General features: G+C 69.1%; 17 protein-coding genes and 1 pseudogene. 6 read left to right on the top strand and 12 right to left on the bottom strand.

The annotated features are described in order from the left end of the window. Nucleotides 1-44 precede the first annotated feature (44 nt). The gene (locus tag ACIQI8_RS43065; RefSeq protein WP_402364007.1) at nucleotides 45-1232 is read left to right on the top strand and encodes a PP2C family protein-serine/threonine phosphatase; all 1188 of its coding nucleotides are present in this window, start codon (nucleotides 45-47) and stop codon (nucleotides 1230-1232) included. Nucleotides 1233-1241: 9 nt separating this feature from the next. Here ACIQI8_RS43065 and ACIQI8_RS43060 read toward each other — a convergent pair whose 3' ends face one another. The 5 genes from ACIQI8_RS43060 to ACIQI8_RS43040 all read right to left on the bottom strand — a co-directional run bounded on the left by ACIQI8_RS43060 (nucleotide 1242) and on the right by ACIQI8_RS43040 (nucleotide 4710). Beyond that, complete coding sequence (locus tag ACIQI8_RS43060; RefSeq protein WP_402364004.1) at nucleotides 1242-1745, bottom strand: MarR family winged helix-turn-helix transcriptional regulator; 504 nt, start codon at nucleotides 1743-1745, stop codon at nucleotides 1242-1244. A 314-nt stretch (nucleotides 1746-2059) separates the two neighbouring features. Next, nucleotides 2060-2248, bottom strand: coding sequence for a hypothetical protein (locus ACIQI8_RS43055; RefSeq protein WP_402364001.1), 189 nt, complete (start codon nucleotides 2246-2248; stop codon nucleotides 2060-2062). An 18-nt stretch (nucleotides 2249-2266) separates the two neighbouring features. Continuing rightward, complete coding sequence (locus ACIQI8_RS43050; RefSeq protein WP_402363998.1) at nucleotides 2267-2392, bottom strand: hypothetical protein; 126 nt, start codon at nucleotides 2390-2392, stop codon at nucleotides 2267-2269. 380 nt (nucleotides 2393-2772) lie between these two features. Then, entirely contained in the window at nucleotides 2773-4140 is a 1368-nt protein-coding gene (locus ACIQI8_RS43045; protein WP_402363995.1) for an alkaline phosphatase PhoX, read from the bottom strand. A gap of 117 nt (nucleotides 4141-4257) precedes the next feature. Further along, a complete protein-coding gene (locus ACIQI8_RS43040) occupies nucleotides 4258-4710 on the bottom strand; it encodes a hypothetical protein (RefSeq protein WP_402363993.1) in 453 nt (150 codons plus the stop codon). A gap of 174 nt (nucleotides 4711-4884) precedes the next feature. Here ACIQI8_RS43040 and lexA point away from each other — a divergent pair, with 174 nt between their 5' ends. After that, nucleotides 4885-5571: a transcriptional repressor LexA gene (lexA, locus tag ACIQI8_RS43035; RefSeq protein ID WP_402363991.1), complete on the top strand. Its 687-nt coding sequence runs from the start codon at nucleotides 4885-4887 to the stop codon at nucleotides 5569-5571. Nucleotides 5572-5715: 144 nt separating this feature from the next. On the opposite strand, the gene ACIQI8_RS43030 is transcribed toward lexA, so the two are convergent. Then, entirely contained in the window at nucleotides 5716-6054 is a 339-nt protein-coding gene (locus ACIQI8_RS43030; protein WP_402363988.1) for a thioredoxin family protein, read from the bottom strand. A 147-nt stretch (nucleotides 6055-6201) separates the two neighbouring features. Then, nucleotides 6202-7341, bottom strand: a complete 1140-nt coding sequence (locus ACIQI8_RS43025) for a PucR family transcriptional regulator (protein WP_402363985.1) — start codon at nucleotides 7339-7341, stop codon at nucleotides 6202-6204. A gap of 87 nt (nucleotides 7342-7428) precedes the next feature. On the opposite strand from ACIQI8_RS43025, the gene ACIQI8_RS43020 reads away from it, so the two are divergent. Then, nucleotides 7429-8484 carry a ferredoxin reductase gene (locus ACIQI8_RS43020; RefSeq protein ID WP_402363983.1) on the top strand — a complete coding sequence of 352 codons (1056 nt, stop codon included), beginning with the start codon at nucleotides 7429-7431 and terminating at the stop codon, nucleotides 8482-8484. Nucleotides 8485-8491: 7 nt separating this feature from the next. Continuing rightward, nucleotides 8492-9613: a fatty acid desaturase family protein gene (locus tag ACIQI8_RS43015; protein WP_402363980.1), complete on the top strand. Its 1122-nt coding sequence runs from the start codon at nucleotides 8492-8494 to the stop codon at nucleotides 9611-9613. A gap of 333 nt (nucleotides 9614-9946) precedes the next feature. Here the strand turns inward: ACIQI8_RS43015 and ACIQI8_RS43010 are convergent, their stop codons facing one another. Further along, entirely contained in the window at nucleotides 9947-10240 is a 294-nt protein-coding gene (locus ACIQI8_RS43010) for a DUF1330 domain-containing protein (protein ID WP_402363977.1), read from the bottom strand. Nucleotides 10241-10788: 548 nt separating this feature from the next. Beyond that, nucleotides 10789-11247 (bottom strand): MarR family winged helix-turn-helix transcriptional regulator, encoded by a 459-nt coding sequence (locus ACIQI8_RS43005; RefSeq protein ID WP_402363975.1) that lies wholly within the window; start codon nucleotides 11245-11247, stop codon nucleotides 10789-10791. Nucleotides 11248-11308: 61 nt separating this feature from the next. On the opposite strand from ACIQI8_RS43005, the pseudogene ACIQI8_RS43000 reads away from it, so the two are divergent. Beyond that, nucleotides 11309-11401 (top strand): annotated as a pseudogene (locus ACIQI8_RS43000) (arsenite S-adenosylmethyltransferase); the annotation flags it as partial. A gap of 17 nt (nucleotides 11402-11418) precedes the next feature. Here ACIQI8_RS43000 and ACIQI8_RS42995 read toward each other — a convergent pair. Beyond that, a complete protein-coding gene (locus ACIQI8_RS42995) occupies nucleotides 11419-13632 on the bottom strand; it encodes an MMPL family transporter (RefSeq protein WP_402363973.1) in 2214 nt (737 codons plus the stop codon). Between the two features lie 572 nt (nucleotides 13633-14204). Here ACIQI8_RS42995 and ACIQI8_RS42990 point away from each other — a divergent pair. Continuing rightward, a complete protein-coding gene (locus ACIQI8_RS42990) occupies nucleotides 14205-14978 on the top strand; it encodes a maleylpyruvate isomerase family mycothiol-dependent enzyme (protein WP_402363970.1) in 774 nt (257 codons plus the stop codon). A gap of 269 nt (nucleotides 14979-15247) precedes the next feature. Here the strand turns inward: ACIQI8_RS42990 and ACIQI8_RS42985 are convergent, their stop codons facing one another. Together ACIQI8_RS42985 and ACIQI8_RS42980 are read right to left on the bottom strand one after the other, a co-directional pair. Then, nucleotides 15248-15370 (bottom strand): hypothetical protein, encoded by a 123-nt coding sequence (locus ACIQI8_RS42985; RefSeq protein ID WP_402363967.1) that lies wholly within the window; start codon nucleotides 15368-15370, stop codon nucleotides 15248-15250. 190 nt (nucleotides 15371-15560) lie between these two features. Next, a complete protein-coding gene (locus ACIQI8_RS42980) occupies nucleotides 15561-15815 on the bottom strand; it encodes a hypothetical protein (protein WP_402363964.1) in 255 nt (84 codons plus the stop codon). Nucleotides 15816-15831 lie beyond the last annotated feature (16 nt).

Raw genomic sequence — 15831 nt, 5'->3', positions numbered from 1 at the left:
CCGCCACACTTGTGGCAGTAGCGTGGCGAGCAGAAGGTGAGAGGGTGGATCTGGTGCAAGCCTTTGAAGCGCGTCCCTCGGTGGAAGCGGAACTGCGCGCGGCCGCGCCCCACGCCCTGGTCGACGTGACCCGCCGCATCCTCGCCGAGCGGACAGGTGCCCAGGAGGTGACACTCCTGCTCGCCGACTACGGGCTGACCGTCCTGCAGCCCGTGTCCCACCTGCCGTACACCACCGACTCCCTTCCCGCCCACGACGGCCCGGCCGGCAGCGCCTTCCTCCACCAGAGTCCGGTCGTCGAAGTTCTGCACGAACCCGCCGGTCACCGGGTGCATCTGCCTATCAGCGTGCGCGGCGACCGCTTGGGCGTGCTCTCGGTACACCTGCCCCCTGGAGCCGCGGCCCCCGACACGGTGCTCCAGCTCCAGGAGGTCGCCACGGCACTGGGACACGAAGTCGTCGCCGCCGGACGTGACACCGACCTCTACCTACAGGCCCGACGCACCCGACGTCTCACCTTGGCCGCCGAGATGCAGTGGCAGCTCCTGCCCGGCCTCGGCTGCGCTCGCGAGGAGTACACCATCGGTGCCCACCTCGAACCCGCCTACGCCATCGGTGGCGACAACTTCGACTGGACCACCTCCGCCGATCACCTCATCCTCACCGTCACCGACGGGATGGGCCAGGGCATCGAGGCGTCCCTTCTCACCAGTCTCACGGTCGGCGCGCTGCGCAACGCCCGCCGAGCCGGTACCACCCTGGCCGACCAGGCAGCCCTGGCCGACCAGGCGGTCTACTCGCGGTACGGCGGAAAGGCGTACGCATCCACGCTGCTGCTCCAGTTCGACCTGGCCACCGGTGAGGTGCGCGCGGTGGACGCGGGCTCTCCGCACCTGTTCCGCCACCGCGGTGGGCGCACTGAACGGATCGAATTGGATACGCAGATGCCTCTCGGCATGTTCGAGGAGAGCCTCTACGAGGAACAGACGTTCCAGGTCGAACCCGGGGACCGCCTCATCGCGGTCAGCACCGGGGTGCACGGCACCCGCTCCGCTGCGGGAGATCTCTTCGGTGAGCAGGTGCTGCGTCAGATTCTCGGCGCCACCCGTGCCGTACCGGCGCACGAGACCGCGCGGGCGGTCGTCGCCGGTCTGGTCGAACACCGTGGCGGCGGCGACCTCATGTCCGACGCCGCAGTCGTCGCTCTCGACTGGAACGGCCGAGGCGACTGACCCTGGCTGTCACCAGGCGCCACTGCCGGTTTCCGGGCCAGTACCGCCCTGCGCGGACCCAAAAGCGCGCATACCCCGCCCCAGAGCCTCCCTCTCGGCCGGTTCCATCGCCGCGAGTACCGCGCTGAGGGCGGACGACCTGTGCGACGCCACCTCGTCCAGTACCTGGCGGCCCTGTCCGGTGAGGTGCAGTTGCACTTCACGCCGCTTGTGGGGATGCAGCACCCGCTCCAGCAGCCCCGCCGCCTCCAGGCGATCACACAGTCGACTGGCCGTCGGCGGCCCGATCTCCATGCCTTCCGCCAGAGTGGTGAGATTCAGCCCCGGCTCCAGTTCCAGGATCCGCAACGCCCGCAGCTGATGCGGTGACAACCGGAGACTCGCCGCCTGACTGGCCACGGCCCACAGGTTCGCGAGACCGTCCACGGCATCGGCGATCTCGAGCGCGAGCGACACGGGATCGTCCCCGGGCGTGCTCGCCCGGTCGTCGCCGAAGCCGCCGAGACGATTCACGAACCCATCGCTTTCAGCAATCGCCTGCCCATACGGATATCACCCTCATTCAAGCGCGGTACCCGATGAGCCGCCGATCAAGCACCGTCAGCCGAGACATCGTAGGGGTACCCGGACCGGGGACGGACGACATGTCACCGAGACTGCAGCCTGGGCCGCCGGCTGGAACGACTGATCGGCGTGGCCGACACCGAAGGCAACGATCTGGTTCCCTGGCGCAACGGTGACTGCTCAGCAGCTCTTCCCCGGAGCTCGCCGCCGTCGCGCAGATTCCCCGGAACGGTCGGCCCGTCGCGAATGTTTCTCGGAAGGAGTCAGCCCGAGCAGGCCGTTCGCTGAGCCTCTTGCCACTCGCACACAGGGCACAGCGTGATCCCCTTGTAGGACTGCGGGTACTCGGTCGGCTCACGGCACAGCATGCACTCCGCGTACGGCGGGCCGTCGGCCTGCGGCGGTCGGGTGGCGTCGATCAGGCAATAGGTGTCGTCGCTGTCGTCGCTCATGCCTCCAGCCTAAGCCGGTCACCCGTGAGTGCTCGCCGTCCCGGTCAACTGGGACCTCTTCACGAACCGGAAGCCATGCGCGCGCAGTTCCGGCACGACCATGCGGACGGCCACCGCGTCCGTCACGAGCTGGTCCCCGCTCACCACGCGTCCCACTGCACCGCCGTGACACCGGTCGCAGCGAGCGCCGTCTTCAGCCTCCGCAGGGTGGCGATCGGCTGCGGATGTCGAACCGTTCACCGACGGCTGCCCACGGCCTCCGTCCGCCGGGCGGTCGGCGCGGAACGTCCCGGGGGCGCCGCGGACTGTCAGGGCGGGGCCGGCCACTCAGGCGAGTGCGCAAAACGGCTGCCGCGCGACGCGCGTGAATGATCACTATGCGGAAATGACGGCGCAAGGAGGGCCCACGGCGGACTGGTCTGCTCCCTCACCGGGCGGCGGATGGCATTCCTGCTCGCCCTGCTCGCCCTGCTCGGTCGGGCGTGCGGGGCCGCCGTGGTCGCGGCGGCCCCGCACGTGTGGAGCTACCTGCGCCAGGGGCCCGTGACGGCGAACGTGGTGCCCGGCGTGTAGCAGTTCACGTACATCGTGTCGCCGTCGGGTGAGAAGGTGACGCCCGCGAACTCGCCCCACTCCGGGGCCTGGGGCGTGCCGATGTTCTGCCGGCCACGGGCCATGGCGTACACCTCACCGCGGCGCGTGACGCCGAAGACGTGCTGCGCGCCGTTGCCGTCCTCGCAGACCATCAGGCCGCCGCTGGGGGCGAGACAGATGTTGTCCGGGGACTCGCCCGGCAGTTGGACGTCGGTGTCCGGGCCGAAGACGATCACCAGGGTCAGCCGGCGCGCGGCGGGGTCGTAGCGCCAGATCTGGCCGAAGTGGTCGGCCGCCGAGCCCTCCGCGCTGTGCGCGAACGACGAGACGAAGTACACGCACCGCCCGCCCCAGTAGCAGCCCTCCAGCTTCTGCGCGTGAGTGATGCCCTTGGGTCCGAAGTCCTGGAGCCGGATCGGCGTCTGCGCCGCCAGCGGGTCCGGCACGTCGGCCCACTCGATGTTGTGGAAGGTGGTGCCGGTCTCCTGGACGGCGGACAGGTCGGCCACGCCCGGCACGCGCATCGCCTGCAGCCGGCCGCCCGCGCGTAGCGAACCGGTGCCGCCCTGCGGTCTGTTCGGCAGGAACCGGTAGAAGAGGCCGAAGGGTTTGAGGAAGGCGTCCTCGGTCTCGTAGACCGTGCCGCTCTTGGGATCGATCGCGACGGCCTCGTGCTGGAAGCGGCCCATGGCGGTCAGCGGCACGGCGCCGGTGCGGTGCGGGTCGGCGGGGTCGACCTCGAAGACGAAGCCGTGGTCCTTGGTGTAGCCGTTCGTGCCGGCGGTGTCCTCGGTCTCCTCGCAGGTGAGCCAGGTGCCCCAAGGGGTGTGTCCGCCCGCGCAGTTGACGGCGGTGCCGGCGATGGCGACCCGCTCGGACAGGACGTTGTTGTGGCCGTCGAGCGTCAGGGCCGTACAGCCGCCCTTGCCCTCCGGGTCGTAGGTGAGGCCCGCGATGGTGGGGACGGAGAACCGCGCGGTGGGGCGGTTCTCGTGGTTGCGGACCAGGTGGACCCGGCCGTGCCGACCGGGCAGAGCGGTCATGCCGTCGTGGTTGGAGGGGACCGTGCCCTCACCGGAGCGCAACCGGTCACCCTCACGGGAGAGGACCTTGTAGCGGAAGCCTTTCGGGAGGTCGAGCAGGCCGTCCGGGTCGGGGACCAGGGGGCCGTAGCCGGTGTGACCGATGCCCTGTGCGGCGGCGGTTCCGGCGAAGAGTTCGGACAGTGCTCCACTGAACGCGATGCCCGCTCCCAGGGCACCGGAGCGGGCGAGGATCTGACGGCGTGTCGCAGACATACGGGACAACCCTCCTGCTGGCGGACAGGAACTGTGACTTCGCTGTGTCTACCACCCGGCACGCGTCTGAGGAACCACGCGCGTAGCACGTGTCACATCCCTCGACCTCGGGGGATGTCAGAAGCTCCAGCTGTACAGGCCACCACCCGTGCTCACCGCCAACGTCGCGAGCCGGGCAACTCCCTGCAGAACCGCCAGCAGATCATCGTCGGTCATATCGTCCCCGTCAGCGGATCTGAGCCTTGTGGTCCAGCGACCTGCCAGCTCCTCCAACTCGGTGGAGCCGGCGCCGGCCAACGCCCGGGTCAACCGCCGCGGTAGAGCGAACACCTCGACGCCATCGTTCAACGGGGCAGTGACCCACTCCGGCCACGGCCAATCAAGGAGCCGCTCAAGCGACGGGAGTTCGACCGAGGGCTCCTCGAAGTACATGTCCCACTCGGCGATGGCACTGTCCGGCTCAATGAAACGGCAGGTCACCGTCTGAAGGGTCGGAGCAGGTCCCCGAAGGCGCGTCGCAGCGGCAGCCCCGTCGTCGGGAGCGAGGAAGAACACTATGTCGTGGGCCATCTCGGCATGATGGCAGCCCGCCGTACTGGCGCCGTTGACAGGCATCGCGACGCCGTGACGCCTCTCGACCAGATACGTCCGCTCCTTTCACGGCTCATCGCGGACTGCCACAGATTCGAGAAGATGTTCCATTTACCGTGAGAAGCGAGATAGGGTCCTTTCAGACGATCTTGGATGGAGGGGCCTCGGATGGAGAACACCGCACCCAAACGTTCGGGCCGCCCGCCAGGCATCCGAGCGGCAGCGGGAGAGTTGACGGACCGACAGGCGGCCATCGTCCGCTACATAGGTCAGGCGGTCGGCGAGCAGGGCTATCCGCCGTCGATGCGGGAGATCGGCAAGGCCGTCGACCTCGCCAGCACCTCCTCCGTCGCTCACCAACTGATGGCCCTGGAGCGCAAGGGCATCATCTACCGCGACCCGCACCGGCCCCGCGCCTATCGCGTCCGCCCGTCATGGGCACCCGACCTGGACAGCCGGAGCGAGGCACCGGTCGACGTACCGCTCGTAGGACGGATCGCCGCCGGCGCGCCGCTGCTCGCGGAAGAGATGGTCGAGGACGTCTACTGCATGCCCCGCCAAGTCGTCGGTGACGGCGACTTGTTCGCCCTGACCGTCTCGGGCGACTCCATGATCGAGGCCGCGATCTGCGACGGCGACATCGTGACCGTCCGGCGCCAGGACAGCGCCGACCACGGTGACATCGTCGCCGCGCTCCTGGAAGACGAGGCAACCGTGAAGGTGCTTCGTCGACAGGAGGGGCGGGTGTGGCTCATGCCCCGCAACTCGGCCTATGAGCCGATCCCCGGCGATGAGGCGCAGATCCTGGGCAAGGTCGTCGGTGTCCTGAGGCTGCTCTAGTTCGGTCCGCCGAGGTGGCGGCCTGGGGGCCGTGCTCGCGGCGGATGGCGGCGACATGGTCCAAGATCACACGCCACATTGCCTGCAACCGTGCGGCGCGGATGCCGGGCTTCGACCGTGCCGCGCACCAGCCGCAGCGGACGCTCAGAGGTGGCCGTCCAGGAACTCCCTTACCTCGGCGATGGTCATGGGCCCCGCGCCGTGCGCGACCGCCTCTCCTTCCTTGAGCAGGACATAGGAGGGTGCTCCGGTGATCTCGTATCGCTCGGTTGCGGCCGGACAGCGGGTGATGTCGGCGCGGACCGCCGTCAGGCGGCCCGTGTAGTCGTCGGCGATGCCGCCTATGACGAGGTCCATCACCCGGCAGGGCTCGATCGCCTTGGGCCATGTGCCGGTGAAGTACGCGAGGACCGGGACTCCGCTCATTCCGAGGATGAAATCGAACTCTGCGTCCTCGCGGGGTCGGTGCACCCGGTTCGTCATGGAAGCTCCCGGCCTCTGGTTCCGTCATTGCGTCCCCATCATCCCGCGCGCGGTGTGCCGGTCCGGCCCGGTCGGCCGTCCGGTTGACCTGTCGGAAGGGAGGCAGTGACCCGGTCCGGCCGCGGTCGTGGAGGGTCGAGATGCGCCTCAGTGGACCCGAAGGCCGACCGCCAGCGTCAGTTCAAGCACCCGCTGGGGCGACGCGAGATCCGGAAACAGCTCCCGCAGTTGCGACATCCGGTACCGGACCGTCTGGGGATGGACGAACAACGCCGCCGCCACCTCCTCCCGCCTGCCCTGGTGCAGCAGCCACGCCCGCAACGTCTCCTCCAGTCGCCGTGCGGTCGCGGCAGGCAAGGCTCGCAGCGGTGCGAGAGCACGGGCACGCAGGTCTGCGAACGCGTCCGCGTCGGCGCTCAGCACCAGTTCGGGCAGGTGGTCCTCGGTGTCGCGGATGTCAGGGGAGAGGGAGCGGGCGCGTACGGCTCGTGCGTACGAGGCGGACGCTCGCGTCCATGGCCGGGCCGGGCCGACCACGGCGGTACGGTCGGTCAGCTGCCGCAGGAGATGGGGTCGGTCGGCGTCGGGGACGAGCAGCACACCGGTGGCGTCCGGCAGATCGTCGAGGACAAGGGTGCTCGGGTCGAGCGCGCGGTAGGCAGGCCGGGCCTGGGCGGCGGGCAGCAGGACCGCCGTCAGTGACACCGGGGCCTGCCAGCCGGCCCGTTGAGCGGAGGCGAGCAGCACGTCCGGGCTCGCGCCGGCGAGGAGGTCGCGGGCCAGGTGTTCCAGGTGGCGTTCCTGGGCCCTGCCCCGCGCGGCCAGTTCGTCGGCGTGGCCCGCGGCGCTCGCGGCGGAGAGCTCGTCGATGTAGGCGAAGGTCAGCTCGGCGAACTTGGCTACCTCGGCGGCGGGCAGACCCGCGGGTACGGCACCCGCCGCCAGGCATCGCCAGGCCACGCGGGCGCCGACGCGGTAGGCGCTGAGCAGGGCGTCCATCGAACGGCCGTCGCGCACCTCGCCGCGGCCCAGCTCGTAGGCGGCGTCACCGGCGTCGCCGCCCGTGGCATTTCCGCTCGCGAGGTCCAGGTAGTTCCCCAGGGCGGTGCGGACGGCTCGGCGGATGGTGACGCCCATACGGCCCGAAAGGGCGTTGGCGTAGGAGGGGACCTCGTCGATGATCGCCTCGACGACCTCATCGGCGGTGCTCGTCAGCGCCGCCCGAAGTGCGGTGACCGTCGTCTCATCCAGGGCCAGTTCGCTGGCCCTCTGGATTGCATGGCTCACGTTTTTGTTCCCTGCGAACAATTCGACCGACCAGATTCACGTCCTGCGGTCAGGACTTTACGCCCTGCGGCGCAGCAAGCTGGAGCCATGACGAGTACTGCCCTTCGCAGCAGGGCGTGGAAACTGCTGGAGATGGTCACGACGCCGCTGCTGCCGTCGGATTACCTCGACCTGGTCAGCCCGCTGCGTGCGGGCGCCGACCTGCGTGGGCGCGTCGAGGCCGTACACCCCGAGACGGGTGACGCCGCGACCGTCGTGATCAGGCCGGGACGGGGCTGGCGCGGCCACACGGCCGGTCAGTACGTGCGGATCGGGGTCGACGTCGACGGGGTGCGCCTGTGGCGCGCCTACTCCCTCACCTCGCCGACCAACCGCTCGGACGGCCGCTTCACGATCACCGTGAAGGCGATCCCGGACGGCAAGGTCAGCAACCACCTGGTCCGCAGGACGAGACCGGGCACGCTGATCCAACTCGACCAGGCGACCGGTGACTTCGTGCTGCCGCAGGACAAGCCCGCCAAGGTGCTCTACCTGACGGCCGGCAGCGGCATCACCCCCGTGATGGGCATGCTGCGCGACACCGAGTTCGACGACGTCGTCATGGTCCACTGCGCGCCACAGCCGCAGGACGTGATCTTCCGCAGCGAACTGCACGACCTGGTCGCGGACAAGAAGCTGCGGCTCACCGAGGTGCACTCCGACACGGACGGCATGCTCGACATCGCCCGTCTCGACGAACTCGTGCCCGACTGGGCCGAGCGCGAGACCTGGGCCTGCGGGCCGGCGGGCCTGCTCGACGCCGCCGAGAAGCACTGGGCCGAACACGGCGTCCCCGAGCGCCTGCACACCGAGCGCTTCCGCCCCAGCATCGTCACCGCCGGCGACGGCGGCGAGGTCACGTTCAGCGCCACCGGCAAGACCGTCGACGCGGACGGCAACACGCCTCTGCTGGACGTCGGCGAGGAGGCCGGAGTGCTCATGCCCTCCGGGTGCCGCATGGGCATCTGCTTCGGCTGTGTCTCACCGCTCAAGGCGGGCGCCGTCCGCGACCTGCGTACCGGCGAGATCACCGAGGCCGAGCCGGGCGTCCTCATCCAGACCTGCGTGTCCGCCGCCGCGGGCCCCTGTGACATCGAACGGTAGGAGCACCTTGACCGCCATCGACCCCACCGCCCACCTGACCGCGGAGCAGATCGAGGAGCTCGGCCGCGAGCTGGACGCGATCCGCGACGAGGTGATCGCCGAGCGCGGCGAGAAGGACGCCGCGTACATCCGCAAGGTCATCTCGGCGCAGCGCAAGCTCGAACTGGTCAGCAGGGGCGTGCTGTTGTTCTCGCTCTTCCCGCCCGCGTGGGTGATCGGCACCGCCGGTCTGTCCGTGGCGAAGATCATGGACAACATGGAGATCGGGCACAACATCCTGCACGGCCAGTGGGACTGGATGCGGGACCCGAAGATCCACTCCACCACCTGGGAATGGGATCACGTCTCGCCGGCCGACCAGTGGAAGCACTCGCACAACGAACTGCACCACACGTACACGAACGTGATCGGCAAGGACAACGACCTCGGCTACGGCATCATGCGCGTCGACGAGGACCAGAAGTGGCACCCCTTCCACCTCGGTCAGCCGCTGTGGAACTTCCTCAACGCCTGCTTCTTCGAGTACGGCATCGCGGCCTACGACCTGGAGCTCGGCAAGAACCTGAACAAGCGCCGCCGCAAGAACCCGGAGTTCCGCGCGCGGGCCAGGGCCGTGGGCCGCAAGATCCGCAAGCAGGTGCTCAAGGACTACGTGATCCACCCGCTGCTGTCGGGCCCGTCGTTCCTGCCCACGCTCGCCGCCACGTTCACCGCGAACCTGGTCCGCAACCTCTGGACCCACTCGGTGATCATGTGCGGGCACTTCCCCGAGGGCGTGCAGGTCTTCGAGCGCCGGTCGATCAAGGGCGAGACGCGCGGCCAGTGGTACCTGCGCCAGATGATGGGCTCGGCGAACATCAGCGGCAGCAAGGCCATGCACTTCATGACCGGCAACCTCTCCCACCAGATCGAGCACCACCTGTTCCCGGACTTGCCGAGCAACCGGTATGCCGAGGTCGCGGTGAAGGTGCGCGCGCTGTTCGAGAAGTACGAGCTGGAGTACGTCACCGGGCCACTGCCCAAGCAGGTGTTCTCCGCGTGGCACAAGGTCTTCCGGCTCTCGCTCCCGAACAAGAAGCCCAAGGCGGCCACGACGCCGGACCGTGAGCAGGAGCTCGTCGCGGCCTGAGTCCCGGTCCTGGTTCTGGAAGAGGCGCTGGTCAAGCAGCTGGCCGATGTGCGGGTGGAGCGTGATGAGCTGGTGGTGACCGCGCGGGTCGTGCAGCGGATCAGCGAGCAGGGCGTCGGGGGTACCTGTCTCCGGCGCCGCTGGCGCCGGAGACAGGGGCAGGTGGCCGGTCGGTGCCGCTGATCGCGGCCCGCGCCGCCGGTATCGCCCCTAGCGTGCTGCCGCAGGACTGTCAGCGGCTGGGGGCCATCGTGCGGGAGGCGGCCGGGGGGGGAGGGGGCACGGTCCGGGCCGTCGGCTAGGTGCTCGGCCTGCCTGGTGACCGGACCTCGGTCAGTCGATGCCTTCGACGATGCGGAAGTCGCGCTCGACGCCGTCGGAGAGGGCGACCAACGCCTCCTGGTAGGCCGCACTCTCGTGCGCCGCGACGGCCTGCTCGAAACTGTCGAACTCGATCAGGACGGTGCGCTCGGCGATTCCGGCGTCATGCGCCACGACCCGACCGCCACGGACGAGGACCCGACCGCCCGCGGCCTTGACGGCAGGAGCGGCCAGCTGGTTGTAAGCAGCCAGCTTCTCAGGGTCTGAAATGGTGCGGTAGGCGCTGACCCAGTAGCCCTTGGGCATGGAACCTCCAGTATGGGATGAGTGCATCTGACGTACGGATTGGTCTCGGACGAGCGCCGGCGGGCGGGAGCGAGGCTGGGGCCGGTGCCCGCGGCGAGGATCAGGCCTCCGATGGCGCTGCCCAGCGAGTCCCCGACGCTGCGGAGGACGCAGTTGAAGCTCATAGCGCTCGACGTCTCGCTCCTTGGGGTGACGGCCAGGATGACGCCGGGCATCGCGGCCGAGAAACCGCCGACGCCGAAGCCGAGCACGCCCATCGCCGCGAACAGTTTGGCCAGGTTCGCCCGGGCCGCCGCGAAACACGGCGAACTCGCCACCGCCCACGACGGCGCTGCCGGCCGGGAGGAGGGGGTCGGCGATCCGGGTCCGGACCCGCGGCGTGAGCGAGACGTGGAACGAGGTCGCCACGCTGGTGATGAGCGGCGTCCCGAGGCTGGCGACCGTCGCCACGACCAGAGCGATGAACAGCAGGGTGGGGGCCAGCAGCGGCGCCTCGGAACGCGCCACCGGGAACGCCTTCGCCTCGACCCCGCTGACCGGCTGCTCGGTCACTGCTTCGGCCTTTCGCGGTCCTGGTATTCGAGCTCTGCCAGATGCTTCAGCGCCGGAAGGGCCGCCACCAGTGCCTCGACCTCGTCGCCGGTGAGGTCGCCGATCAGCCGCTCGAACGCGTGGACGCCGGCCTGGCGCCGCGCGCGGACATAGGACGCGCCGGCCTCGGTCAGGCACACCAGCGTGACCCGCTTGTCGGACGCGTCGCCCCGCCGCTCGACCAGGCCGGACCCCTCCATCACCCGGACCAGGGCGGTCATCGCGGGCTGGGTGACGCCCTCGACCGCGGCCAGATCGGTGACGCGTCGCGGGCCGGTCCGGTCCAGGGTGGCCAGGGTGGCGGCGGACGTCAGGCTCATGTCCCGGGGCAGGCGCCTCGCGGCGCTGGTGGCCAGGCCGTAGAGGGCTGCCCCGATGGCGGCGGACGTGCCAGGAGCGGTGTGTTGACGACTCACGCTCAAAGCATAGCCTTTTTATATTCATAGTCTATGTAACTGGTCGACCTCGCCGGCCGACCACCACGAAGGCGAACGCGTCCTGCATCCCGGCTCCGGCGGCGGCATCGACGTACTGCTTGCCGCTCGCCGCGTCGGCCCCACCGGCAACGCGGGGGAGCCAGGCGCGTATCAGTGGACCGCTGTGGGTTCGTCGGCGGGCGGAGGGGAATCGCTCGTGCCGACCCGGTGTTGAAGGCGGTCACCCTCGATGTCCAGGTCGGGGACGTATCTGTCGAACCATCTCGGGTGGTACCAGATCTTGGCGCGGACGATGGCCATGAGAGCGGGCACCAGGGTGAGCCGGACCACGAAGGCGTCCAGGAGGACACCGACGGCGAAGCTGAATCCGATGGCCTTGACGGTCGGATCGTCGGTGAACATGAAGGCCACGAAGATGCTGAACATGATCAGCGCGGCCGCGGTCACCACGCGTGCAGCGAGGCCGGTGCCACGCTCCACGGCTTTGAGGGCGTCTCCGTTCTTGGTGAAGTCCTCCTTGATGCGGGAGACGACGAACACCTCGTAGTCGCTGGAGAGACCGAAGATGATCGCGAGCATCAGGATCGGCAGGAAGCTGATGGTTTCGCTCGGCGGGATGCCGAACAGCCGCTCGCCCCAGCCCCACTGGAACACCGCGACCTGCGCACCGAAGGCCGCGAACACCGACAGCAGGAAGCCGACGATCGACTTGATCGGAATGAGGATCGTCCGGAACGCGAGCGTCAGCAGGATGAAAGCCAGACCGACCACGACGACCAGGAACACCGGCAGCGCCGAGGAGAGTTTGCTCGACACGTCGATGTTGGAGGCCGCGGTGCCGCCCACCAGGATGGCCGCACCCGTGTTCCCCTCGATCGTGGAGCGCTCGTCCCGGATCCGATTGACCAGATGGGTGGTTTGCTGGTCGTTGGGGCCAGTGCTGGGGATCACCCGGATCACGGTCACGTCATTGCCGGCCGCCATCGGTGCGGCGGACACCACACCGGGGACTTTGGCCAGCGCGGTGGTGATCGGAGCCGCCGCGTCAGCATTGGGGACGCCGTCGGCGACCACCAGGAGCGCGGCGTTGAAGCCCGGCCCGAAGTTGTCGGTGATCAGGTCGTAGGCCTTGCGCGCGGTGTTCTTCTTCGGCTGCGAGGATCCGCTCGGCAGCCCCAGTTCCATCTTGGTGGAGGGCACGGCGAGCGCGACCAGGACGGCGATCCCGCCGATCAGGAGCGGCACCTTGAAGCGCACCACGAACCGTGCCCAGGCGGCTCCGAACGTACGCTCCGGCTCGGTCGCGGCGATCTGGGCGACGTTCTCGTGGTGCCCCGGGCGCAGCGGCGTACTGATGAACCTCGCCACCTTGTTCCCCGCGAAGCCCAGCATCGCGGGCATCAGGGTCAGCGCGATCAGCAGTGCCACCAGCACCGCTCCCGCGGCGGCGAGGCCCATCACGGTCAGGAAGGGGATTCCGACCACGGACAGCCCGCACAGCGCGATCATCACCGTCAGCGCGGCGAAGACCACCGAGCTGCCCGACGTGCCCGCGGCCAGGGCCACCGAGTCCTCGATGCTCATACCGGTGAGCAGGTTGTTGCGGTGCCGGGCCAGGATGAACAGACCGTAGTCGATGCCGCAGGACAGTCCGAGCATCGTCGCCACCGTCGTCGAGGTCGAGGCGATCGTCATGACGGAGGCCAGGGCGCTGATGCTCATCAGGGTGACGACGATGCCGATGATCGCGGTGAGGATCGGCAGTCCGGCGGCGACCAGCGCACCGAAGGTGATGGTCAGGATCACGAAGGCGACCAGGATGCCGACCATCTCCGGCACCTCGGAGATCTTCAGTTCCCAGCCGGGGTAGACACTGCCGGAGTACTCGACCTCCACACCGGCGTCCTGCGCCGGCACGACCGCGGCCTTCACCGCGTCCAGCGTCGATGTCTTCACGTCGGGCGGCTGCGCGTTGAACTGCACCGAGCCGAGAGCGACATGGCCGTTCTTGGAGATGGACTTCGACTCGAACGGGTCGGTGACCAGGCCCACCTGCGGCACCGTTTTGAGATTCTTGACCGCGGCCTCGATACCGGCCTTGTAGGACGGGTCGGTGACCTTGGTGCTGCCATGGGTCGCGAACACGACCTGGGTCTGGCCACCGCTCAGCGCGGGCAGCTTCTTCTTGAGCAGATTGGTGGCCTGCTGCGACTCGGTGCCGGGGACCGTGAAGGTGTTGTCGGTCTTGCCGCCGCCCACGACCGAGAGGGTGATCGCCACGGCCGCGGCGAGGATCCACACGGCGAGCACGGTGCGCCGGCGTCGGAACGCCCAGCGGGCAAGGCGGTACAAGTAGACGGACATGAGTTCTCCCGGACTGATGGGATCAGCCGTCGGCCGATGGCGGGCCCAGAGTGCGCGTTCCCCTCACTGTCGGCTCGCCGTCCCGGAGCCGCGATAAGGGTGGGCCGTTCGAGTGGCGACGGCGGGGACGTGAGACCTTGTCGTCCCCGAGGGCCCGGCCGCGTTGCTGCTCCCTCGCAGTCGCCGCCACGGCAGACGCTTCGCGGTAATCGGGCCGATTCCGTGTCGCTCCCGGACCAGCGGGCAATCAGCCAGTCCCCGCTCGTACGCGGCGGGGGTCCGGAGTGTCCGCCTCAGAGAGTTGGCGCTCTACGAGCGGGCCTCACCGGTTCCGGACTCGACCGGTGCAACGGCGTTCGCCGTATTCGCGGATTGTCGTCTCGCTCGTGATGGTGTCCGTCCCGGTCCCGGTCCCGCGCCTCGCGGGAGGTTCGTGTCTTTCCGACCTCAGGGTGAACGCAGATCCGACGGAAGACTGCGGGGGAGGAGGCGTATGAACGTGGACTGCCCTCTTTCCAGCGGGCCCGGCCGGACACTGGACAGGTCGTCCGGCTGCGTACACGATCGCGTCCATGACACCCGAGGATGCCATTGTCGCCACCGCCGACCGGATCGCGACGCTGCTGGGGCCGGGTGCCGACCCGCGGACGCCATTGCCGGGCGCCGAGTGGACAGTGGGAGAGGCGGCGGCGCACCTCGCGCTGGCGGGGAAGCTGATGGCGGACATCGGGGCGGGCAAGAACCGTCCCTACGGCGACGGGACGCCCGCCGGACTGGCGGCGGCAAACCGCGCCTCCCTGGCCGCCTTCCCGCAGCGAGATCCTGCCGTCCTCGGCGCGGAGATCGCGGACACGGCCCGGGCCTTCGTCGTGGCCGCGGCCGGCCGCAGCCCGCGGGAAGCGGTGCTGACGCCCATGGGGCCGATGGACCTGGCCACCCTGGGCTCGTACCTGCTCACCCACCTGCTCGGGCACGGCTACGACATCGCGGTCGCGCTGCGCGGGCCGCATATGGTCGACCGGGACGTGGTCAGGTTCACGCTGCCCTTCATGCGACTGGCCATGCCGCGTGTGGTGAGCGCCGGCGCGGCCAACCACCGGGCGTGTTATCTGGTGCGGACCGGCGGCGACCGCTTCGCTGTCACCTTCGCGGACGGCGTGCCCACGGTCACCGACACCCCGCCCCGACGCCCCGATTGCACGATCGCCATCGATCCCGTCGCCTTCCTCCTCCTCGCCCTCGGCCGCTGGACCGCCCCCACCGTCATGGCCCGCGCCAAGGTCGTTGTCTGGGGCCGCAAGCCGTGGTTGGGCCCACGCTTCCCGGCGCTCTTCACAGCGCCGTAGAAGAGCCGACGGATTGTCATTTCGCGTGCGTTCCGAGGACACATGGCCTGCATTACGGCATGCACAACGCCAAGCACCGCACCCCTGCGGATTGACGGACGCCGCGGTGACTGGGACGAGATCGAGGAACTCTGGTTGGCAGGCGAGTTCGACGTCGGCGCAGGTTCCGACGGATGGGAGTTCGGCGCGTCGGTGAGCAGCGAACGGGGGATAGGGCCCGCAAGCAAGCTGACGGGCCCTCATCCAACATTGGGCTGACGGCGCGTGCTTTACGGGAAGCCGGTCGTGCCGCCGCAGCAGGCGACGGTCTCGGTCTGGCTGGCGCCGGCGAGGGGTACTACGACCAGCACAGCCGCCAGTGCCACGAACAACCCGAGTACGGCTTTACGCACTTCTCCTCCTGATCGCCGGAATCCGGTGCCGCTTGAAGCGGCCACTGATTCATACTCGCGAAGCAAGAGGTTTGGTTGCACGGGAGTTGGTGTCGGCTCTTTGGCGAAGCGCACGAGCACCTGCCACCACGGACCGTCTCACCCGGGCGGGGTCACGCCGGCCGAGGTAGGAGCAGCCGGTTATCAGTGCTCACCAGACGTTCTTGGGCTGGGCGCTCTTGAGATTGCCGAACTCGTCGACGAAGAGGAGGGAGAGGACGAAGAGGCGGATATCGTTCCGGCCGTTCTTCCTGAACCTCGGGGCCCGTTCCCGAACCTCGCTGCTCGCCAGAGATCGTAGGTCCTGTGCCGTCAGGTCCATGCCGCCGTCCCGTTGCTGCCGTCGACCGCCCGCGCCCTTTGGCGCAACCGACAGCACCAGCATCGTCACCAGCGCCTCGGGCATCCCTGGGCTCTCGGCG

The organism is Streptomyces sp. NPDC092369, assembly GCF_044755245.1.
In the GTDB taxonomy this organism is placed as follows: Bacteria; Actinomycetota; Actinomycetes; order Streptomycetales; family Streptomycetaceae; genus Streptomyces.
The sequence above is the reverse complement of the archived record's forward strand: the minus strand, read 5'-3'. Positions and strand labels throughout refer to the sequence as shown.